The organism is Spirosoma areae (assembly GCF_054781775.1).
The window spans coordinates 72183-97290 of record NZ_BAAGTT010000010.1 but is presented as its reverse complement, the minus strand read 5'-3'; the positions used below and the strand labels follow the sequence as shown (position 1 = coordinate 97290).

General features: G+C 54.9%; 9 protein-coding genes. All 9 read left to right on the top strand.

The annotated features are described in order from the left end of the window. The first annotated feature begins 59 nt into the window (after window positions 1-59). The 9 genes from ACYVI1_RS03995 to ACYVI1_RS03955 all read left to right on the top strand — a co-directional run bounded on the left by ACYVI1_RS03995 (window position 60) and on the right by ACYVI1_RS03955 (window position 25105). Window positions 60-2192, top strand: coding sequence for an outer membrane protein assembly factor BamB family protein (locus ACYVI1_RS03995; RefSeq protein ID WP_460906944.1), 2133 nt, complete (start codon window positions 60-62; stop codon window positions 2190-2192). A gap of 109 nt (window positions 2193-2301) precedes the next feature. Then, window positions 2302-4137: a glycoside hydrolase family 9 protein gene (locus ACYVI1_RS03990; protein ID WP_460906942.1), complete on the top strand. Its 1836-nt coding sequence runs from the start codon at window positions 2302-2304 to the stop codon at window positions 4135-4137. Between the two features lie 83 nt (window positions 4138-4220). Then, window positions 4221-7013: a glycoside hydrolase family 2 protein gene (locus tag ACYVI1_RS03985; protein ID WP_460906940.1), complete on the top strand. Its 2793-nt coding sequence runs from the start codon at window positions 4221-4223 to the stop codon at window positions 7011-7013. 287 nt (window positions 7014-7300) lie between these two features. After that, on the top strand, window positions 7301-9415 hold the full coding sequence (locus tag ACYVI1_RS03980; protein WP_460906938.1) for a tetratricopeptide repeat-containing sensor histidine kinase: 2115 nt from the start codon (window positions 7301-7303) through the stop codon (window positions 9413-9415). 11 nt (window positions 9416-9426) lie between these two features. Beyond that, window positions 9427-11352 (top strand): tetratricopeptide repeat-containing sensor histidine kinase, encoded by a 1926-nt coding sequence (locus tag ACYVI1_RS03975; protein WP_460906936.1) that lies wholly within the window; start codon window positions 9427-9429, stop codon window positions 11350-11352. Window positions 11353-11569: 217 nt separating this feature from the next. Beyond that, a complete protein-coding gene (locus ACYVI1_RS03970) occupies window positions 11570-12196 on the top strand; it encodes a response regulator (protein ID WP_460906934.1) in 627 nt (208 codons plus the stop codon). A 138-nt stretch (window positions 12197-12334) separates the two neighbouring features. Beyond that, window positions 12335-15298, top strand: coding sequence for an ATP-binding protein (locus ACYVI1_RS03965; protein ID WP_460906932.1), 2964 nt, complete (start codon window positions 12335-12337; stop codon window positions 15296-15298). Between the two features lie 443 nt (window positions 15299-15741). After that, window positions 15742-17448: a porin family protein gene (locus tag ACYVI1_RS03960; protein WP_460906930.1), complete on the top strand. Its 1707-nt coding sequence runs from the start codon at window positions 15742-15744 to the stop codon at window positions 17446-17448. Next, the gene (locus ACYVI1_RS03955; protein ID WP_460906928.1) at window positions 17432-25105 is read left to right on the top strand and encodes a hypothetical protein; all 7674 of its coding nucleotides are present in this window, start codon (window positions 17432-17434) and stop codon (window positions 25103-25105) included. The genes ACYVI1_RS03960 and ACYVI1_RS03955 overlap by 17 nt, the downstream gene beginning before the upstream one ends. Window positions 25106-25108 lie beyond the last annotated feature (3 nt).

The window sequence follows — 25108 nt, the reverse complement described above, 5'->3', positions numbered from 1 at the left end:
TTTGGTTTGAATACATGAGTAGCTTTGATTGGCTATAGTCATTCCCCACAATTACTTATATGCAATTTCCGCTGTCTGTACTCAAACTCCTCTTTATTAGTTCACTTCTTCTGGTGATGGGGAGCGTGATGCCGGGAAATCCGGCTCCCGACACCGACTGGACGGAGTATAACGGCGATGGCATGAAAAGTCATTATTCGCCGTTAGACCAGATCAATCCCGCCACGGTTCACCAGTTAAACGTCGCCTGGACGTATTCGTCAGGAGGAGCGGACACGGTCAATAACCGGACGCAGATGCAGTGTAATCCAATCATCATCAATGGCGTGCTTTATGGCGTATCCGCCGATACGCAGGTATTTGCCCTTGATGCCGCCACCGGAAAGCAACGCTGGAAAACGCAGGTCGGCGACAACGGCGGAACAACCAGCCGGGGCGTCACCTACTGGTCGGAGGGGAACGAGAAGCGTATTTTCTGGGGCGCGGGCAACTGGTTATACGCCATCGACCCCGAATCGGGCAAGTTGATTGAGCATTTCGGCAAAAATGGCAGAATTGACCTGAAGGAAGGCATCGGCCGGCCCGGCGCCGATGAGTATGTACGGGCCAACACGCCCAATGTGGCTTATAAAAACCTGCTGATCGTTGGCGCGCGGGTTGCCGAAAACGAATCGGCCCTGCTGGGCGATATCCGGGCGTTCGATGCCCGAACCGGGCGAACTGTCTGGACATTTCATACCATTCCACAAGCCGGCGAGTTCGGGTATGGCACCTGGTCGCCGGCCAACCCGCGGCAACGGCTCGGCGGGGCCAACGCCTGGGCCGGTATGGCTATCGACCGGCAGCGGGGAATTGTGTATGTACCCACCGGCTCGGCAGCATTTGATTTTTATGGGGGCAATCGCAAGGGTAACAACCTGTTTGCGAATTGCTTAATCGCTTTAGATGCGAACACGGGCAAGCGACTCTGGCATTTTCAATTTGTTCACCACGACATCTGGGATCGCGATCCACCGGCTCCGCCCAACCTGCTGACCATAACGCAGACTGGAACCGACGGTCGGCCCCGACGCATTGACGCCGTCGCCCAAACGACGAAGCAGGGGCATATTTTCGTCTTCGATCGTGTTACCGGAAAGTCGTTATTTCCGATTGAGGAACGCCCGTTTCCGACGGACGGAATAGCGGGTGAATCCGTTAGCCCTACCCAGCCTATTCCGCTCAGACCAGCCCCGTTTACGAAGCAGACATTAACCGAGAACGATATTAATCCCTGGGCGGCTAATCGTTCAGAAGTAGTGGCTACGCTCCGAAAAGCCCGGACGGGCAGCCCCTACATGCCGTTAACAGCAACCATGACCATCTTTTTCCCCGGCACGGACGGGGGCGCTCAATGGGGTGGGTCAGCGACGGACCCCGACGGAATCATTTATATTCCGGCCAAGCAGAATCCCTGCTATTCGTCATTAATCGAGCAGAAACAGCCCGATGCCAACACGTCGGTTACGGGCGCGCAATTGTACGCCCTGAATTGCCGGGCCTGTCACGGGGCCGACCGGCAGGGCAACCACGACGGCTCGTATCCCTCGCTGCTGGGCATTAACGGGCGGCTTTCGACGGATGCCATTCATAAAGTGCTGCTGAACGGGCGGGGCATGATGCCTTCGTTCGCGCACGTTCCCGAAGGCGAACGCAAAGCCATTGTTGATTTTCTAAGTAACAAAACGTCTGGAAATCAATCCATAAAAACAACCGGCAAGGCCGCTCCTTACCAGCACACGGGCTATAACCGCTGGTATGACAGCAACGGCTACCCGGTTAGTGCGCCCCCCTGGGGCACGCTGACGGCCATCGACCTCAACACGGGCGAGCATCGGTGGCAGGTGCCGTTAGGTGAATATAAAGAACTGACAGCCAGGGGCATTCCGCCAACCGGCACCGACAATTACGGTGGCCCGCTCGTAACGGGCAGCGGCCTGCTATTTATTGCCGCCAGCAAAGACGAGCAACTCCGGGCCATCGACAAAAAAACCGGCAAAACCGTCTGGCAAACTCAGTTACCGGCGGCTGGCTATGCATCGCCCAGCACCTATTCGGTTGGCGGGAAGCAGTTTATCGTAATTGCCTGCGGAGGTGGGAAACTAAAATCGAAATCCGGTGATCGCTACGTCGCCTATGCACTGGCGCCGTAAATCGGGCTGGCGTTGCCACAAAATAGTTACTACCTCTATCTATAGTAGGCAAAGCGCGAGGGTCCGCTTTTATAGCCGCCACCTGAATGAACATAAAAATCCAATCTAAATGAGCAGACCTTTTCCGTCGAACGCCATCAAATTGACCGCTTTAAGGGCCCTGCTGATCATTCTGTTTACACGGGCCAGCCCGTTCGTTCAAAGCCAGACCCTTGCCCAGGCCGAACCGCCGGACCGCATTCGACTGAATCAGGTTGGGTTTTACCCGAATGCGGCCAAAGTTGCCGTGGTGGTTGGCGATACGCCGGGCAAGTTTGAGGTGATGACGCCCGACCTCAAAAAAGTGGTCTTCGTCGGACCCCTGAGCGACTCGCGCCAGAATTCTCTTTCCGGAAAAATTACCCGAACGGCCGATTTCTCATCGTTTTCCCAGACGGGCACCTTCGTCGTCAACATTCCGGGGCTGGGTCACTCCTATCCATTCGAGATTCGCCCCGACGTTCACCGGTCCCTCGCCATCGGCGCCATCAAAGGTTTTTATTACCAGCGGACGGCCGTCGACCTGATACCCAAATTTGCCGGGCAATGGGCGCGTCCGGCGGGCCATCCTGACACGCGGGTCCTGATTCACCCCTCGGCAGCGTCGGCCACCCGCCCGGCAGGAACGGTAATTGCGTCGCCGAAGGGCTGGTACGACGCGGGCGACTACAACAAGTACATCGTCAACTCCGGCATCACAATGGGAACGCTGCTGTCGCTCTGCGAGGATTTCCCGGACTATGTTAAGTCGCTCAACACCAGCATTCCCGAAAGCACCAATAACGTACCGGACGTGCTCGATGAGGCCCTCTGGAACCTCCGCTGGATGCTGACCATGCAGGACCCCGCCGACGGGGGCGTTTATCATAAACTGACCAATGCCAGTTTCGACGGGATGGTGATGCCGGATAAAGCAACAAAAGACCGGTATGTTGTGGCAAAAAGCATCACCGCCACGCTCGACTTTGCCGCCGTGATGGCCCAGGCAAGCCGGGTGCTGAAACCGTACAACCGCGAACTGCCCGGCCTGGCCGATTCCTGCCTGTCGGCGGCTGTGAACGCCTGGACCTGGGCAAACGCCAACCCCGATGTGGTCTATAATCAGCGCGGAATGAACGCCAGCTTCGACCCCGACGTGGTGACGGGCGGCTACGAAGACCGCAGCGCCAGCGACGAATGGATTTGGGCCGCTGCTGAGCTCTATGTGACGACCAACGACGACCACTATTACACTGCCGTGAACCTGTTTCCTGATGCCCGAACGCCACTGCCGTCGTGGGCGCAGGTCCGAACCCTGGCCTATTATACGCTGGCACGGTCGGGTAGTGGCCTGACGACGGTTGGCAAAAAAGACCTGCCGTTAGTGAAGCAGCGGCTAACGACAATGGCCGATTCTCTCATCGATGGAGCCGACCAACAGGCGTTTCAAACGGTGATGGGCAAGTCGGCTAAGGATTTCATCTGGGGCAGCAGCGCCGAGGCCGCCAATCAGGGCATTGCGCTCATTCAGGCGTACCGGTTCACGAATTCGCCCAATCGCAGCCGCTATCTCCACTACGCCCTCGGCAATCTGGATTATTTGCTGGGCCGCAATGCGGTTGGGTACTCATTCGTGACGGGTTTCGGCGACAAAACCCCCATGCACCCGCACCACCGCCCGTCGGTTGCCGATGGCATCGAAGCCCCCGTGCCGGGTTTGCTGTCGGGGGGTACCAACGCCAATGCTGCCCGGCAGGACAAATGCCCCGGCTACACGACCACCAACGCCGATGAAGTGTACATCGACGCCGATTGCTCGTATGCCTCCAACGAAATTGCCATCAACTGGAATGCCCCATTGGTCTATCTGGCCGCTGCGCTGGAAGCCTTGCAGCAGGAACAGAAGAATACGACTAATCAAAAGTAAAAAACGTATAGAGGATTTGTCATGCTGACGGAGGAAGCATGACAAAAAAACAAGCCAACACACGTTCAATGACTTACTTACCCATGCGTACAATACTATTTTGGCTTGTTGGCTGTCTGCTGGTCATTCAGCCGCTTCTTGCCCAGCGAACGGAGATTAAATACCTGTCGGGCACGGGCAAAGACGACACCGTTAACTGGGAGTTTCAATGCACGCGGGGCCGCAACAGTGGCCAGTGGACCACCATTCCGGTGCCGTCGAACTGGGAGTTGCAGGGGTTTGGCGCCTACCATTACGGCAACGAAAAAGAGGACTCGCTGGAGGTTGGCCTGTACCGGCATACGTTCACCATTCCGGCCAACTGGCAGCAGAAACGGGTGTTCATCGTTTTCGATGGCTCCATGACCGACACGGAGGTGAAAATCAACGGGCAGTTGGCCGGGCCGGTGCATCAGGGCGCTTTTTACCGATTTCGCTATGAAATATCCCCGTTGCTGAAACCGGGCCAGCCGAACCAACTGGAGGTACGGGTCAGTAAAGTATCGGCCAACAAATCGGTGAACGAAGCCGAACGCGGAGCCGACTTCTGGGTGTTCGGCGGCATTTTCCGGCCCGTTTTTCTGGAAGCCTACCCGCAGCAGCGCATCGCCCGAACGGCCATCGACGCCCAAGCCGACGGTTCGTTCAGTATGGACGTTTTCATGGATGGTGATAAAACAGCGACATCGGTGGAGGCCCGGATTGTTGACCAGCGCGGGCAACCCGTTGGGCAGCCAATGACGGCAACCGTTCAGCCGGGCGACAGCGTTGTTCGGATTCGTGGCAAGGTCAATAACCCCGCTCTCTGGACGCCGGAATTCCCCAATCTATACCGGGTGACTGTCAGTTTGACGTCCCGAACGGCAGTGGTTCATACGTTGACCGAGCGATTTGGTTTCCGCACCGTCGAACTCCGCGAACGGGATGGTATCTACATCAACGGGCAGCGCATCATGTTCCGGGGGGTGAACCGGGGTGGTTTCTGGCCCACAACGGGCCGCACCACTAACCGGCAAATCAGCCTGATGGATGTGAACCTGATGAAGGACATGAACATGAACGCCGTGCGGATGTCGCACTACCCGCCCGACAATCATTTTCTGGAGGTCTGCGACTCGCTGGGGCTGTTTGTCATCGACGAGCTAACGGGGTGGCAATATCCACCCTACGACACGCAGGTAGGCCGGAAGTTGGTGAAGGAACTCATCGTCCGTGATGTGAACCATCCCTGCGTGGTGTTGTGGGCCAACGGCAACGAGGGTGGCTTCAACTTCGATTTAGTCCCCGACTACCCACGTTACGACATTCAGAAACGACCCGTAATTCACCCCTGGCTCAACCGCTACGGCACCAATACGAAGCATTACATCAACTACAACTACGGTTTAGGCACGTTTTTCAACGGCCACGACGTGTTCTTCCCGACCGAATTTCTGCATGGTCTCTACGACGGTGGGCAGGGCGCTGGCTTAGATGATTTCTGGAACCTGATGCGGGCCAACCCCCTGTCGGCGGGTGGTTTCCTCTGGGATTTCTGCGACCAGGCCATCTCCCGCACCGACAATAGCCCCGGAGAGGGGACACCCGGCCCACTCGACACGAAAGGCAATTCGGCGGCTGACGGCATTCTGGGGCCGTACCGCGAGAAAGAAGCCAGTTTTTTCACCATCCGGGAAATCTGGTCGCCACTATTCTTCCCGAAACGCTTCATTACGCCCCAGTTCAACGGGCAGTTGCCCATCGAAAACCGCTATTACCAGACGAACCTCAACCGCTGCACCTTCCGCTGGAAACTCAAAAAATTCACGGGAATGACGCCGGGCGATACCACGTCGACAACGGGCAGCGTAACCGCCCCCGACATTAAACCCCAAAGTGCCGGTATGCTGACCGTCGCACTGCCGAAAGCCTGGACAGACTATGATGCGCTCTACGTGACTGCTCACGACTACTATGGCCGGGAAGTTCATACCTGGTCGTGGCCCATCTCGTTGCCAGACCGCGTGGCCAGTCGGTTGATGACGGCGGGCAGCGGTACGGTAACCGCCAGCGAAAAAAACGACCAGCTCACGTTGACTGCAAGCGGTGTGTCCGTCGTGCTGAACACCAAAACCGGGCTGTTGGAGCGCGTTGCCAACCCGAAAAATACTATTTCGCTGACCAACGGGCCGGTACTTATCGATGGAGATGCTGTTTTCAAAAGCCTCCGGCATGTCGATACGCTGGGTACGCACGTTGTGGAGGCTACGTATGACGGTAAATTCCGGTTCAGCGTCGTCTGGACGATGTACCCGTCGGGCTGGCTGAAATTAACCTACCGTTATCGGCCCGGCGGCAACGGTGCGCCGTCCGGTCTGGAAACGCCCGGCGTCACGTTCGATTACCCGGAAAAGAACGTGACCGGCATGTATCTGCTGGGCAATGGCCCCTACCGGGTGTGGCGAAACCGGCTCAAAGGCGGCACGTTTGGCGGCTGGAACAAGCCCTACAACGACGCCATCACGGGCGAACGCTGGGAATACCCGGAGTTCAAAGGCTACTACGCCAACTTCTACGGCGCCCGCATCCAGACAAACGAAGGTGGGTTTAGCATCCTGTCATCCAGCGAAGATTTGTTTCTGCGGGTGTTCACCCCGGCCCGACCGAAGGCTGCTCCCAATGACAACACCGTGCCAGTCTTCCCGGCGGGCGGGCTTTCGTTTCTGCACGACATTCCGGCCATTGGCACTAAATTTCAGAAACCGGCTGGACTCGGCCCCCAGAGTCAGCCAGCGCTGACCGGCGCCAATGGGGGTTCAGATACGTTTCAGGGTGTGCTTTATTTTGATTTCAGGTAGGGGCCTTGTTGGGTAGACGTAGCGCTCCTGCATACAATCAACTAAACTATAAACTAAACGTTGGTTTTCGATCAGGAAAAAGGACCCGCTACACCAGCCCATCGGTTCGTTGAACCAATGGATTACAGAAAGCGATTTACCGACACAATGACCATAGCCTAAGGAGTATATATATTCCAGGTAAATAATTTCGTACTTTGCTTCTGGACCTTCTGAAGCGCCTTAGAAAGGCTATCGGATTGTATTGTTTTGGCGATAGCCTCTACGCCTGCAAACCCTACTTTATCATGCCGGTTCTCTACCTGAAAAGCCATCTGCTAATCGCAGAAATGGTTCTGATGCCTAACAACGCAGGCAGGCCCAAACCCTCCTCAAGCTTGTATCGGCCAAATTCCATCGCAACAGAGTTCAACAGGCCAATAAACCGGGAGCGGGTGTTCACGCCCTTCCTAAAAAAAGGATTTCTGTTTTTCTGGTTTTTTCTGCTCATCTCCCTGCCCAATGCCTTAGCGCAGGTACGGCAGCGTATTACATTAGCTGATGAGGTAGATTCGTTAGCTCATCAGGTAAAAAAACTAGCATCGGCTGGCAAAATCCGCGACACAACATATGCCAGCACACTCACCCAATATGCCTACAAACTGTACATAAGCGGGGCCAGCCAACAGGCTGATTCGATAGCACGTCAGAGCGAGATGCTGTCGAGAAAGCTAAACTTCGGGTCGGGCGTATACCTATCCCTTGTCACGCAGGCAGGCGCATGGGCTCAACTCAATCAGCCAGAAAAGGCCATTCAACGGTTTCAACAAATCATCAGGGATATAGACCATTACAAATTATCTAAACAATACCTATGTAAGGTGTTGGGTAATCTGGGAATGGTGTACCGGCTTCAGGGACGTACCAGAGAAGCCCTCGACGCAACGATGCAGGCAGCCCGGATAGAGACCCGTTACAATCTGCGGCCACGAAATTCAAGTCTGCGGGCAACACTGGGTTTTTTGTTCCGCAGTTCGGGCCAGATTGACAAAGCCCTGACCTACGTGCGCGAAGGCATAGCTATTGCCCGCGAAAACAACGACCTGTACGAACAGGCATCGCTGGAGGTGGATCTGGGTGCGCTCTATAATGAACGTGAACACTATAAGGAGTCTATCGTAGCTTACGGAAACGCCCTCACGCATAGTCGGCAGAGTGGGTTTGAATACACTCAGGTGGATGCACTCAACGGATTGGCGCTTAACTACTCGGAGATTGATCGTCCGCAGCAGGCGCTGAAGTTTGGCCGGAAAGCCCTGGCCCTGGCCAAACGGCTTGGTTTTACGAACAATATTGCAAATGCTCATTACACCTTGGGCGAGGTTTATACGAAATTGAAACAATATGCTGCCGCCGAAACCGAGTTGAGTCGGGCTACGGCAGTCGCCCAGGAAAGCGGCAGTCTGAACAATCAGGCCCTGTTTGTGGGCGAACAGGCCGTAGTAGCCGCCCTGCGCCACAACTATCGGAGTGCCTATACCTACAAAATTCGGGAGCAGCAACTGCGGGATTCGATGATGACCGGCGAGCAGAAAGTCCGCACCAACGAATTAGTGACCCGCTACGAAACAGAAAAAAAAGAAGCCCAGATAAAGTTGCTTCGACAGCAAGCGCAGCTTCGGGAGAAAGAGCTGACGGCTAAACGCTGGCAGGCCACTGCCTTGCTGATTGGTGGGTTAATGGCTTTGCTACTGGGCGGGGCCGTCAGCGCCTGGCTCCTTAACCGCGCCAGGGTCCGCCGACTCGAAGAAGCCCAGAAGCTGCGTCAGCAAATTGCCCACGATTTGCACGATGAGGTGGGCAGTACCCTGAGCAGCATCTCCCTGCTGAGCGGGATGGTCAACAAGCTGATTGCCCAGAACCGCCCCGAATCGGTGGAACGGGCTATCCAGAAAATTAACACCGATGCGCGTCAGATTCTCGAAGCCGTCGATGAGATTATCTGGACCATCAACCCCGGCAATGACTCGCTCCACCGCATTGCCCTGCGCTTGCAGGAGTACGCCCAACCCCTGATGGAGTCGAAGAATATCCAGTTTAGCTTCGTGGCTGACTCTTCGCTGGACAACTTACCCATCTCGATGGAGGTGCGCCGGAACCTGTTTCTGATTGGCAAGGAAGCCATCAATAATTTAGTGAAGTATTCGGAAGCGACAGAAGCGGCAGTTCGCTTTGAGCGAAAAGACCGGCAACTTCAAGTCGTGATTGAAGATAACGGGCGGGGCTTCGATCCGGCCTTATCCAGCCAGCGCACGGGGCAGGCCAGTATGCAGCAGCGGGCCGAAGCCATAGGCGGTTCATTGGAAGTACGTTCCGCTCCCGAGCAAGGCACTCGATTATTGGTAACTACTTCACTTGCTTAACCAAAACGGCTATGCACTTTAGGCAATACGGGTCAAGTGTGTTGATAAGTCTATTCCTTACAACACTAAGTTGGGGACAGAAGCCATCGGCCATCCCCGACTCGTTGCTACGTTATCTGAAAACGGCCAAACAAGACACGACCTATGTGCGGGCGGCTAATCAATACACTTGGTGGCTGATCAATCCGCTGGGCGAGTATGATCGGGCCGATTCCCTGTTGAAACGTACCGAAGCGCTGGCCAAACGCCTGAACGATCCAATGGGATTACAGCGGATATATTTCCATCTGGGGAAAATTCGTATGCATCATCCATTCGTAAAGTATTTCCCCGAATCCTTACCGTATTTTCAAAAAGCCCATCAGGTTGTTCAAAAAGCCCACCTTCCCCCCTCTGAATTACAGCGCGTGTTATCAGCATTAGGTCAGTATTACTTTTATGATAATCAGTTTGAGACGGCCCTTCCCTACTTTCTGGCTGCTATTCGGCTTACAGAGCAGTACAAACTTACCGATTACGTAACACGGGCTTATATCGGTGCGGGTGAAGTTATGGGCGCGATGGATCAGCATAAAGAAATGGCTCGCTACTACCAGAAAGCCTATTCTATCGCTTATCAGGATCAGGATAAAGGCATGATTGTTTGGGCAGAAGAACGAATGGCCGGTCTGCTCCAAGGCCAGCATAAGTATAAAAAAGCGCTGGCCCATTTAAACAAAGGCTTGACTTATGCTAATAGCTACTCCAGTAAAACCTACAGAATAACGCTCTGGTCTCAAATTAGTCATTGTTACGAACACCTTGGTCAGGATATAGAGGCACTCTACTTTTTAAAAAAATCTGAACGGGATGCACCTTCGGTAGGTCCGGGAGCAGAATACAGCGCTTACGCTGGCCTGGGTAATTATTATCTGAACCATAAACAATATCAGTTGGCGGAAACCTATTTCAAAAAGGCCACACGTGTTTCAGAAGAGAATAAAGAACTTATGGAACAATTGTTGAATGCCCATGATCTGGTGAGACTATATGCGGAGACACGGCAGTTTGAAAAGGCTTTCCAGAATCAGGTAAAAATTAATACATTGGATGATTCCTTGTTCTCAAACCAAACTGCTCAGAAAATCCGCGACCTGGAAACCCGGCACGAAATTGAAAAACGAGAGACTCAGATTAAGCTGCTCAATCAGCAAAAACAAAACGCCCGATTTCAGCGCAACGCCTATTTGATAGGTGCTGGTTTTCTTTTGATTCTAATCCTCTTATTGGCGACCTGGCTGCTGAACCGCGCCCGGCTTCGGCGGCTTCAGGAAGCCCAATCCCTGCGCCAACAGATCGCCCACGACCTCCACGACGAGGTGGGCAGCACCCTGAGCAGTATTTCCCTGCTGAGCGGCATGACAGATAAATTACTGACTGAAATCAGTTTGCCTACCGATGAGTCGGCGTCAGCCCAGCGGATGGTGAAGAAGATTTACAGCGACGCCCGCCAGATTCTCGAATCGGTCGATGAGATTATCTGGACCATCAACCCCGGCAACGACTCGCTGCACCGCATTGCCCTGCGGCTTCAGGAGTACGCCCAACCGCTGATGGAGTCAAAACAGATTGACTTCAATTTTTCGGTCGGTCCGGCCCTGGATCAATTACCCGTGTCGATGGAGGTGCGCCGGAACCTGTTTCTAATCGGCAAAGAGGCTATCAATAACTTGGTCAAATATTCGCAAGCGACCCAGGCCACGCTGCGCTTCGACCACCACAATGGGCAAATCAACGTCCTGATTGAGGATAACGGCCGGGGTTTTGATGTAGCTCAGCCCAGCCAGCGCACGGGTCAGGCCAGTATGCAGCAGCGGGCCAAAGCGATGGGGGGCGTGCTGGAAATACATTCGGCTCCGGGCCAGGGCACTCGGTTGCACCTGTTGATGCACCAGTAAGAGAGTCATACATTTATCCGATTTACCGGCATAAGCAGACCGGTTACTTTTGTCTGGTAAGCAACGGCCGGACATTTTGGCCGGTGCGGGTAGCTTTCCGAATTAAGTCGCTTACGGGCAGTTATGATGAAGACCTGCAACCTGCAACTGAAACGGGAAGTGGTCGTGACCAATGGTACAGTCAAGGTACAGGTACAGGTAGAGAACCTATAACAGTATGATTCGCGTCTCAATTTTCGATGATAACGATTCTCTGCGCGAAACCCTCGCGCTGGTGTTCGACGCGACCGACGATCTGATCGTGACGGGGCAATACCCGAATGCGCTCCAGGCAGTCGAAGAGGTTCTGTACAACCAGCCCGATGTTATTCTGATGGACATCGACATGCCGGGCCGCACCGGCATTGAAGCCGTTCAACTGATTCGGCAAAAAACTACGCAGCCGAAGATTCTGATGCTGACCGTGTTTGAGGATGTCGAGCGGATTTTTGCGGCTATTTCGGCCGGGGCGGTGGGCTACCTGCTCAAAAAAACACCCGCCGACAAGATCATCGACGCCATCCGGGAGGTGAAGGCTGGTGGGGCCGCCATGACGCCCTCCATTGCCCTGAAAGTGATGGAAAGCTTCCGCCAGCCCCGCTCCACTAATTTTCTGCTCACCGAGAAAGAGAAAGAGGTGTTGCTGCGCCTGGTAGAGGGCGACAGCTACAAGCTGATTGCCCACCATTGCGGCATCAGTATGGGCACGGTTCGCACCCACATCGTTAACATTTACGAGAAATTACACGTCAACTCCAAGTCGGAAGCGGTGGCTAAAGCGTTAAAGACGGGTCTGTTTAAGTGAGTTATACCGATAAAAATAGTACGCCTGTTGCCAGTGCTTTCTGTCAAGCATTTTCGTAACTTCATGGCTCGTCAATCCGGGATTTAGTCTGCGTTGCGCTCACTATGCTATGAGCGCCCGCGCGACAGGCCGTTACGCATGAGGCACTTTCTACCGCTGTTGTTTTTTTGGGTCTCCTTATCTGGCGTTCTGGCTCAGGGCCCATTCCGAATTGATCGTTTACCCCCATCCGGCATTTTACTCGACAGTGGCTGGACCTGGCACGCGGGCGACCATCCCGACTGGGCTAAACCCGACCTGGATGACCGCGACTGGTCATTGCTTAATCCCACGAAAGCGATTCAGGATATGCCCCAGGTGCAGCGGGCGGGCATTAGCTGGTTTCGGCTGCACCTAACAACGGGCCATACGTTACCGCCTGTGCTGGTGGAGATGACTCAGGCGGTTGCTTCGGAGGTGTACTTAGATGGCCGGTTACTTTACCGCTTCGGCACAATCAGTGCGAATCCACAGCGGGTGCAGGCTTACAATCCCTCGGCCGCCTTCAGTTTACCCCTACAGCCCGATTCCCGACAGGTGCTGGCGGTACGCATCGCTTATCAGCCGGGCTTACACTACAATAAAAAATACATTCACTGGAACGCGGCTCTTTTAGAATATATCCTGAAACCGGCGGCTGAACTACCGGCTTTTTCGCCCCTCAGTTTACAGGCATCGTATTTGGATAGCTTTAAAATCGGGATAGCCTTCATCCTGTTCGTTCTACACCTGAGCCTGTTTATCGCTTACCGTCGGCAGCGCGCTAATCTGTATGCAGCGGGGATGTACCTGCTGTTGTGGCTTACGTATCTGGCACGAACAGCCAACAATTCTGTCCACCTCATGGAAGACCGGATGGTTCTTTATTACGGTTCGCTCATTGACATCTGGATTCCCTGCTTTGCCATTCTTACGTTTTACAGCCTGTTCAATTTTCGCAAAGGGTGGTTGTTTTGGCTGGCCATCGGTAGTGTCGGATTTAAGCTTCTTCCCCTACCGGCCGACTACCAGTGGCTAATCATTTTTTTTACCTACTACATACAAATTGAACTAATTCGAATTTCGGTGGTGGCTATCCGGCGAAAACTGCTGGGTGCCCCCATCATCACCGTTGGTGTCCTCATTAACGTGATTTTATGGGCTATTTTTTCGCTCCTGTCAGCCTTTAACGTGTCAGTGGGCGATCATGCATGGCTGTATCACCTACTCTATATAGCCGCTTTTCTCTGCATCCCGTTCACCCTCTCGCTGCGGTTAGCGCTGGAACACGGCTGGGTTAACCGACAGTTGATGACGAAGCTACAGGAGGTGAAAGACCTGTCGGCGAAAATGTTGACACAGGAAGCCGAAAAGCTAAAGTTAGTGGCCCAACAGAACCAGCAATTAGAGCAGACCGTTCGGGAGCGAACGGCTCAACTTCAGCAACAGACCGACAAGCTACGGGAGATGGATGGTGTCAAATCCAACTTTTTCACCAACCTGACCCACGAGTTCCGTACTCCCCTTACGCTGATCCTCGGTCCTGCCGAACGGGTGCTGGCCCAGACCGGGGAAGCTGAAACCAAACAGCAGGTTGGCTTGGTCCAGCGGAACGCCCAGCAGTTGTTGCGGCTCATTAACCAACTCCTCGACCTGAGTAAACTGGAAGCGGGCAGGATGGAACTCAACTCAGCACCGGGCGATCTGATCAGTTTAATACGCGGCAACTTTCTCTCGTTTGAATCACTGGCCGCGCAAAAACAAATCTCACTTCGCTTTATAGCCGCTCCGGATCGGCTGGTGATGGCCATTGACCGCGATAAGCTGGAAAAGATTCTGTACAATCTCTTTGCCAACGCGCTGAAATTTACACCCGCCGGTGGCGACGTTTCCGTGTCCATCACCCGTGAGCAGGCAGGCGACGAAGCCTGGGTGAAGCTTTCTATTCAGGACACGGGCATTGGCATTCCGGCGGCTAAACTGCCTTACGTCTACGACCGTTTTTATCAGGTTGATGTCTCCGACACCCGCGAGCAGGGGGGCACTGGCATCGGGCTGGCCCTCACCAGAGAATTAGTTGAACTGCACGGTGGAACCATTCACATGGCCAGTCAGGAAGGCATCGGCACTATGGTAACCGTTCGGTTACCTATTGAGCAGGAATTCGCTGGCCTGACGACCGAACCAGACCCATCCTTAGCCGCCCCTTCCCTGGCCGCGTCGGACCCACTGGCTGATCAACTTCCCGAACCGGCAGAGGGGTATTCCGCCAGGCATCATGCTGCTGACGTTCCGCTGGTGCTGCTGATTGAGGATAACGACGACGTGCGGGCGTTTATCCGCATGTCGATGGGCGAAACATACCGAATCCTGGAGGCCGCCAACGGCGAAGAGGGCACACAACTGGCGCAGCAGCAAGTGCCCGATTTGGTCATCACCGACCTGATGATGCCGAAGATGAACGGTTATCAGGTGTGTGCAACGCTGAAAACAGATGAACGCACCAGCCATATTCCGGTTATCATGCTAACCGCCAAAGCCGACATAGACAGCAAGGTAGAAGGCTTACAAACGGGAGCCGATGCTTACTTAGCCAAGCCCTTCAACCAGCGGGAATTGCTGGCCCAGGTGGAGAACCTGATTACCCTTCGGCGACAGTTGCGGGAACGCTACAGTCAGGCTGATCGATGGCATACCGGCGGGCCATCTGAGGTGCTGCTGCCCTCAATGGAGCAGGCTTTTCTGGACCGGGTTCGGGCGGCCATCGAAAGCCACTTAGACGATGAGCAGTACAGCGTTGATCGGCTTGCTGATGCGGTAAACCTGAGTCGAACACAGCTTCACCGCAAACTCAAAGCGGTTATTAACCAATCGCCCGGCGATTTACTCCGGCTTGTTCGACTTCAACGGGCTTACGATCTCCTCAAGGCCAATGTCGGCACCGTCGCCGAAGTGGCCTACCAGGTCGGTTTTGGCAACCCCCTGAACTTCTCCACCAGTTTCTCGCGCCATTTTGGGTACCCGCCCAGCGAAGTCCGAAAAAAAGCGGTGGCCGAATCTGCCAATCACCGCAACGACGGATAACCTTCCGTGACTGGTCTTCGCCTTTTTCGGGGCTTTTAGTATCCGTTGCAACGTCTTCAAATGCTTATGCAACGTAGCCAAAGGTGCTTTCCGGCCTGACCGTATTCCTTTGTGACCGTCTTTCTACGCACAGAATTCGTGTGTTTTTACGGCTGGTCATAAACAAAAACGCTCATGAAAACCTATCTTCTTTACGGGTCCTGCTATGGGCCTGTCAACCTCATTCGGGTATATCTACGCAATCAGCCCTGTAGAGTACGGGATATAGGCCTCCTGACGAGCCTGATTTCAGGGGACTAATTTCAATTAATATATTGATTATCAACAGTATATCACTTACTGCGTAGTTTCCCGCTCATACATTTATCCGATTGATGTGCGTAGGCACCGGCAGTAGCTTTGACTTACAGTATTCGACGTTACACCCAAATCTGTGTTAGAGAATGCGCTCCTCTTTACGACTCTTTCTTTGTGGATTATGGCTGGCTTGCCCAGCCCTGGCTCAGACCGATCCACCCGCCGGCAAAGCCTCCTCACCCGTGAAGGTATCGGGCGGGTTGAATGCCTACGCGGGCTTCTACACGGCCAGCGGCATTGCCGGACGAAACCAGCCTTCACCCTTCGGGTTGAGCGGCTCGGTGACGGTGGCGTTACCGGGTGGCATCTCGCTTCCCTTCTCGGCGGTGCTGGGCAATCAGGGCAGTAGTTTTCGCCAACCGTTCAATCAGTTCGGTGTGTCGCCCACCTACAAATGGGCAACGGTTCACGCGGGCTATCGTAATGTTTCGTTCTCGCCCTTCACCCTGGCAGGACATACATTTCTGGGCGGTGGGGTTGAACTGAACCCCGGCAACCTGCGGCTGGGCGCTGTGTATGGCCGGTTTAATAAAGCCATTTCGACAAACTTAGCCGAGCCAGACATCCTTCCGGCCTACCAGCGAATGGGCTATGCCGTCAAAATTGGGTACGGCAAACCAGGCAACTACGTCGATCTGGTCATGCTGCGGGCGCGGGATGATTCCTCCTCCATCGGCCAGCCCGCATCGGCAACGGCGGTAACACCAACCGCCCTGCAACCGGCAGAGAACTTAGTGGTTGGGGCCACATCCCGGCTGCTGATTCTGAAACACATTACCGTTGAACTCGACGCGGCCGTTAGCGCCTACACCCGCGACATCCGCAGCACCGAAGTGGCCGGGGAAGGTAGTTCGCCCATCGTTCGCTTGTTCGGACGGTTGTTCACCCCCCGGCTATCGACCCAACTCACCCAGGCCACTCAGGCTGCTATTGGCTACCGCACCAAAAATGCGGGCATCAAGCTCCAGTACAAGCGCATCGACCCCAACTTCCAGACGATGGGCGCGTATTATTTCCAGAGCGACATTGAGAGTTACGCCATCGCGCCAAACCTCACCCTGCTGGAAGGTAAACTCAGGCTGTCGGGCAGCTACGGGCTGCAATACGACAACCTCGCGCAGAACAAAAACAGCCGCACGGGCCGGCGGATCGGGTCGCTGGTGGTGAGTTATAACCCTGCCACCAAATTCGGCCTCGACGTTCAGTTCAGCAACTACGGCATCAGCCAGCAGGCGGGCGTCCGGCCGCTGATCGATACCCTCCGGCTGGCGCAGAACAACCTCTCGGCCACGGTAAACACCCGCTACACGCTCCAGAAAGAAGACGTGCTTCAGGTCTTTACCCTCACAACGACTTACCAGAAACTAAGCGACCTCAATGCCAGCACGGCCAGCCAGACCGAGAACAACAACATCAACCTGAACCTGGGCTATTTCTACCAGCAAACGACCACCGGCTGGGGGTTCAACGGCATGGCATCCTACACCCAAACCCAGTTGCCGGTGGTGGTTGGCGACAGTAACCGAACGGTGCGATTCTATGGCCCAACGCTGGGCGTCACGCAGTCCTTCTTCGAGAAGAAACTGACGGCTTCGGTCAATGCCAGCTACCTGTTCAATCAGCAGTTGGGGGTATTGGGCAAGGTGCTGTCGATTTCAGCCAATGGCGGCTATCAGGTGGCAAAGCGGCAGACGCTCAATCTGTCGCTCAACTACCTGAACTCAAATACAGGCATTCAGGAACAGACTTTCAACGAACTCAGAGGCAACCTCGGCTATGGCATCTCTTTCTAACCACACCCACGCAAGTCAATCACCCTCTGTCTCTCGTAGCCGGACTGGGTTAACGCTGGCTTTCCTGCTGCTGGCCCTGACCGGCTGGGGGCAAAGTTTCCCGCTGCAAATTCAGGTGAACGTGTTGCCGCCCTACAGCGCGTATTTGCAGGACTACCCCGGCACCGGGCAGCAGGTGCGGGTGCTGCTCATCAACACCAGCCGAAATACCTATCAAATCCGGCTGACGGGCCAGCTAACGGGCGACAATGGCATCGACATTCGTACCTCAGCGAGTTATCGGCCCCTACGCCCCGTGACGGTGCCGCCCGGCCAGACCCTGCTCAGCCGGAACGACCTCGAAGGGCTGTTCGACCTGAACCAGATTGAGGTGAGTGGCATCGACAAAAACGTGCTGGCAAGGGGATTTCCCTTGCCCGACGGCATGTATCAGCTTTGTGTGCGGGCCTACAACGAAACCCCGACCAACACAGCCACGACCGCCTTTGGGCAACCGCTTTCGCCGGAGTTCCCGCTGGGCTGTTCGGCGCCCATCATTGTGCGGGCCGTGGAGCCGCCCATCCTGATTTCTCCCCTTTGCAATAACGAAATTACGGCCACTACGCCCCAAACGGTGGTCTTTACGTGGACCCCCCCGGCGGGTGTATCGCCCGCGCAGGTGGACTACACCCTGCGGATTGTGGAACTGCCCCAGGCCGACGTTGACCCCAACGTATTTATCGACGCCATCGCCCTGCCAAAGTCAGGCGTACAAATCCAGAACCTGCGGACAAGCACGTTTTTATACGGCCCTACGCAACCGCCGTTGCAGGTGGGCAAACGCTACGCCTGGCGCGTGCAGGCCTTCGACCGTTCGCGAAAACTTAACTTCCTGAACGATGGCAAAAGTCCGGTTTGCGCTTTCACGTATGGGCAAATACCGGTGGCCGACAGCACAGGCGTATTCATGGGCACTCATCTGGTGTTCTCGAAACCGGGCGAAATGCAGGGCAAGAAATTACCGGTGCTGACGGTTGGCTACGGCAATCCGCTTTATTTAAGCTGGGGGGTAAAATCTGAACTGGCCGACCTGCTCGAAACTGAGTCGAAGTCGGCCAATGGCTCGGTATTAAACGCCATTCCAGGCAACGCGATGCAAAAACCCAATAACCAGATTGCTCTCCCTGGACAGAACAACGCGCCCCAGAACACAAAGGCGCTGGATTTAACAAAAACAGCCCTCAGCTACCGGGTTCTTATCAAAACTCTACTGAAGGGCAAGCCATTTGAAACGGTGCTGGACCGGCAGGTGAAAACGCCGTACCTCAGCACCGAACTGGCTGATTTGCCACCGGGGATTAAGCCTGGAAAAAACTACTGGGCCGAGGTCGAACTGGTGGGCCTGACCGATCTGCAACGGAAGACGTATAGCCTGCCCGGCGGTTCGATTGCCGCTGAGCCGCGCATGTTCTCGCTGGAGCAGAAAAACGTAGGCAACCAGTCTGATTCGGTGTTTGTGAAAGGGATACTGGCCTTCAACTACCCCGGCGAAACGGGCGGCCCCCACATCATGCCCAATACGTTGGTTCAGTTGAAGCGGGTCGAAGCTGGTGGGTACGAAAACAACGTCGGCTATGCCACAACCAACGCACAGGGTGAATTCAGGGTGGCGGTGGCCCGCTGGGAAATTTCAAAAACCGATACGATTGTTAAAAATAAAACGACGTATCTCAGTGCATCAATCAATAGTAATGGCCAATCAGGAGAGGTAACGAAGACGACAAAAGATACAACCTACTATACCGTTGGTTACCGGGTGGTGCCCGCCAATATTTATCTGCTGCCCGCCGAGCAAACGTTCACGGTACCGCACCTACAGGTTGGCACACTGGATGCCGGAACCATTACCGTGCTGGCAAAGGGCTACCGGGTCAACATAACCGCCCGACAAGCCTATAAAAACTGGCCCGGCGCGCCCGACGTAAACCTGGCGGGCAAGACCCTCGTGCTCTTCCGCAAGCCCAATAAGCAGGTCGATTCCTATGTGCTGCCCGTTGAAGGGCAACGGGAACTGTACAGCGTGATGCAGCAAAGTCAGGCCCTGAACAGTAATGCGGGGAGCGGGGCGCAAAAAAACCAGCAATCGGCACAAAAAGCAGCCCAGCAATCGGCGACAGGAACGGTGGCCAACCCGAAAACCAGTGGCACAACGGCCCAAAAATCGGCGGCCAACCCAACAACGACCGATGGCTTATCGACGGGTATCAACGCCCAGACAGAGGTTGAAAAAGCCGGGTATCAGTATGTTGGATTCATGACGCTACAGGCCGACGGCAGCGCCTACAAAGGCAACCTGGAGCGGCTGTTGTACAGCTATAACCCCCTCGACCGCTACGCCGTTTACTGCCCCGACTGCGGCCAGAAACCCGACGATGCCGAGACCTTCCGGTTCGACCTGCCGAAGAAACCGCTTTCGCCCGTGCTGGCCCGCACGGAAAGCTACACCTTCACCGTCCAGACGACCGAAGCCCCAACCGTCACCTTCAAAGGCAAGCTGAACTACAAATTTGCCGATGCGGGCCTGGACGGGGCTACTGTCCGCTCATTACCGAACACGAACGTCCGGTTGCAGATCGTATATCGACGGGTAGGCCAGTCAATGTACAGTGGCTATGGAGGGAACGGCATACCACCCGGCTTCGACGAATTTCATAAGACACTCAATCCAACGCTGGCAACCGGCAAAACGGATAAGGATGGCAACGTTACGTTCCATGTCAAGTTAACCAAACCGCTCAAACTCGGTGAACTTGATCCGGTCACTGAAAACGGGGGAAACAACGTGGGTCAGACCGTCCAGAATGTTTATATCCGCACCCTGCGTGTGCTGGTTGATAACGAATACTACGCCCACCCATCCACTGACTTCGGCGACGGCCCCGATGAGCAGATTCAGCCGCAGGGCAGCTATGACCTCGGCAACCTGACCGCCAAAGTACGGAGCTACGGCCTGGCTGTCAACATTCGTACCGACACGACGGGCTACGGCGGAACCCAGAAACAGATTGGCGGTATTCAGCAGGGATTGTCCGGCATTCTGGTGTATGTGCTTCGCCGGCCCCTGTCGCCGGACTACCCGCCTGTGGTGGCCTGGCCGAAAGAAGAAGGGCAGGGACTGACCGAAACCTATACCTACAATGGCACTCAATACCCGGTTGTCGCTAAAGACAAAACCAACGCTGAGGGTCTGGTGAACTTCACCCGGTTAGTAATGGCGCTGGACAATGCCAACTCCTACCTCATCGCTACGGCATCGCAGGCTACCGGCATCAACAACAGCAAACCCGTCGAACTGAAAAGTGTGCTTTACAATCAGGGTTGGGTGCCGGATATTTTAGAAAACCCCACACCAGAGCAAATAGAAAAGGCTAAAAATATGGGGCCGGATCATATAGTAAAGCGTACCAAACAGGAGTATGTAAGCAGTAGTTTCGGCAGTTACTATCAAGATGTACCTGATCCTCATTATTGGCTGGGCTATACGCTGGGCTTTACTCGCGTGAATGAAAACACCATTATTCATTACGGAAACATTGATCAATACGGCGCTAAACAGGCAAAAGACATTGTCCAGCCCTTCGCCGATGACTACACGTATTTTAAGGCCAATCCCATTTCCCGCTACCTCATTCCCGGCAAGCCCAGCATTACCCTGCGGGTGGTCGACAAAACCAATCCCCTGCAGGGCATCGGGCAGGCTGAAGTCAGGCTCTACGATGGTAAAGCGATCAATTCAAAAGGAGTAGGTAGCCAGTGGTCTTCGCCCGATGGACACGTGTCGTTCACCGACCTGAAACCCGGCCTCAACGCCATTCTGACGATTGAAAAGGAGGGATACATCTTCAACAGCTATAAATATTATAGCCCCGCAACGAAGGACACTGTAACGATGCCCGCTGGAGAAAAACTGCAGGTGAATCTCGGCGAATTGACGTTGGGCCAGAATGTCTATATCGACCGGGTGCTGATGCAGCCTAATACGCGCATACTCGGTCAGACGACCGATGCTGATGCCAAAACCGGCGTGCCCGCAGCCGGTATTGACGCCTACGTGCAGGTTGATAATGGCTTGTATTATAAAACGAAATTTGATAAAGGGAAAGCGTTTTTTGATGCGTATGCCTCCGGCGCAGATGCCGACTCGCTGAAAATATTCCCTGTCAACATCAGCTATTTCAATGAGTATCGCCTGATTAAAAATCTTCCCAAAACCGATGTGGGTGGGGGGCAGTTCATTATCGACGCGGGTATTGTTCCCATCTATCAGCGCGACCACCGGATCGACTTTATCTTGATCGACAAACAGACCGGCAAACCCGTCAAAGAGGGGATGGTCAAACTCTTCGGTCGCGATGAGAAAGGCTTTGCCTTTGGACCAAGCGATCCTAAGTCGGGGATGGTCGAAATGCAGTTTAAAAACGTCTCGGTCGAGAACCTGTTCGTGGAAGTATCCGCACCGGACTACGTCACCAAAACCGTATCGGTCACCAACACGGAGTCGAAAACGTCCAACCCACAAGTCGTTCAGCTCGAAGCCGCCAATTTGGTAAAAGGCGTCGTGGTTGTGAAAGGGAGCGATGGCAAAGAAACACCGCTGCCGGGGGCCGAAGTGTTTGTGGCCGGGGGCAGCAACGCCCCGTCGCCCTACAGCACCACCGCCGGGCCGGGTGGGTCCTTCACGCTGGCCGTAGGCAAGCAACTGGCCGGCGTAACTATTCAGGCCACGTTCCGGGAAGCCGACGGGGTATCCGGTTCGATCAACGTAGACGGGTCCGGGAAGGGCTTTACCAACACGCCGGGGCAAAGCTATACAGGCGCCATTGAGAAAAACTACGGGCTGCCCCAGGACAAGAACGCGTCGCTGAAACTGACGCTTACCAGTTTCAATAAATTCAAAATTGCCGACATCTGGGGGTTCCCCGTCAAGGTGGAATCGCTCACGGCCCTTGCCAACGGCACGGCGAACGTATCGGGTGAGGTGGAACTGAGCGGTTCTCAGTTTGGGCCATTCGCCATTCTCGATCCCGACGTGCGGGTGCGCTTCGAGAACGTGGTCTTTAAACCCAGCGCGGGCGACCCAACAAAGGGCGAACCCGCCAGTGTGAACGTACCGCTGAAAACGGGTATCTTAGACAACCTCGGTTACTACAGCAAGTCTAACTACAAACCTGGCGATGTTCCGCTCTACAACATCCGGCTAAGTGCAACCGGCAACTTCCTGTCGGGTGGCAACCTGCAAATCGTCCGGTCGGGGCCCACCGAATCAACGGGCGTGGTGATGGCTCAGGCACAGGTCATCGACAACTCGTTTAAATTCTCTGAAAACCTGCTCAATTACGAGAAAGGTCAGTTTTTTCTCTACGACCCTGCTGCCAGTGGTCAACCCGGTATGCAGCCGGTGGTCGTCGCCTTCCGGTCGGGCGGGGGCGTTGTGAAGCGCACGAATTTCGGCATCTGCACCAAAGACGGCCAGCCGATTCAACTCGAATTACTGGCCTTCAAGGCAACCAGCAGCCTGGAGGGATCGCGGCTGATGGGCGACGAAATACACCTGAACCCCACGCTGACCTGCACGCTCAAAAATGCCAACCCTAACAGCCTGACGGTGAACGTGGGCGACCTGGTGCTGAAAAACAACACCGTCGATGCCAAATCGGGCAAAACGCCCCTGACCTTCAACCTCGCCAACAAGTGGAGCGTGGAAGTCCGCAACTGGGTGCTCGACTACAAACAGGGCGGTTTCTATTCGACTGAGGGCGTCGTGAAAACGGGCAAAGCCGATATACCCATCTCGCTCTTCAACCTCCGTGCCGACTTTCTCAAGCTCGACGCACAACCCACCGAGACCCTCAGCCTGGCGGGGCTGGCCAACGTCAAGCTGGGCGGGAAAGGTTACTTCGGCTACGATGCAGCTACCGGCAGCGATATGCAGGGGCACTGGGCCTTTGTGGTCGTACCCGATGGCAACAAGAAAGCGGGCGTATTAACGGCAGACGCTAAACTGCCAGGCCTGAGCAACAATCTGGAATTTGAAACCATTTCGCTTTTGGATAATGGCGAAGATGTGTTCTCGTTCGGGACCAGCAGCCAATTGGTGAACTATTACGGGGGCGTGATGAGCATCCGGCCCAAAACCATCGAAACCGGCGCGGATTATTTCGCCATCGACGCGGGCATGTCCACCACCATTCCCAACGCGCCGAAAGACGTACCCATGCGGCTGACGTACTACAGGCCGGGAGGCAACGGCCCCGTGACGCTCAAAACCCTCGTGTCGGGCGGCTATGCCATCGATACCAAAGGGCAGGTGCAGTTTATAGCCGGGCAGTACAAAGGCAAAGACAGCGGCCCGAAAACGGCCTTCTATTTCGCCGATGGGGTCATGGCCATTCGGGGCAGGGTCGAGGAGAAAGGTAAGCTGAGATTAGGGCAGCCGGGCGACGACGAAAAATCGGCGGGTGTGGTGCTGGTGCATTCGCCCCTGAATGGTGGCTTCACCTACATCACCCACGACGTAAACATCGATCTCAACGACCCCCAGAAAGTGGTCTCGCTGCCCGTGCAGGCCTTTGTTCCGGCCAACTACAAACCGTTGCAGATTGACCTGGGTGGCAAAACATTTGGCACGGTGCGCTGCTACCAGCAAGTAAAAAATGGACAATGGGACTTGCTCACCTTTTCGGGCATTCCAACGGGTTACACCATGCTTGCCGACGAAGAGAAAAATCGGCTCACCTTCACCAACTATGGGTCGATTCGGGCTGAGAACCAGAAACTTACAGCCGACGGCATCGGGGGCAGCAATGGCTTTCCGGGTATGACACTGGAATATGACATGGCGAAAAGCCGCTTCACCGGCACGGTTACGCTTCCCCCAAATATGCCGCTGCCGCCCACCATGACGGTTGAGCAGGGTGTGGCACAGATTCGGATCGACGGGAGCGGGTTCTACTTAGCAGCATCGGCCACCGTGCGCGACGTACCCCTGATTATCCCCGTCACGATGAAAGCCGGGCTGATGCTGGGCTACTACGCCAGCAGCGACTTTGCCGATGCCGAGCCGGTTCTGTTCGGCAACACCCACCGCAAAGCCATGCCCTGCGCGTTCAAGCAAACGTTTAAGGGCGTGTTTGTCAACGGCGAGATACCCATTCCCATTATCGACGATGTCAAGTTTCAAAAAAGTTTTGGCTTCGGCAGTGTAAATACGGGTCTGACTGCCTACCTGGACGGCTACGTGTTTGCCAACTACGAAAACAAAGCGTTCACATTCGGCACGGGCCTGAGCGCGGGCGCCAATTTCTACGCCTATGGCAGCGTCCTGAACGTATCGGCTGGGGGAGAAATCAACGTCAACAACTCGTCGCAGTTCGAGCTTAGCTACGACACCAGCATCAAAAAGGTGACTATGGACGCTAAAATGAACATGGGAGCTGAATTCAAGGCCGCCGTTTACGTGGATTTGGGCATCGACTCCTATCACACATCGGGCGATGTAGGCTTCTGTCTCGGCATGAGTTATCCCAAATTATCCTACACCATCGGCGGGGGCGTGAGTGTATCGAAACCCTCTTTTACGTTTGAGTCTACCAAATGCACAGGCGATTGTTCGCAATAAATC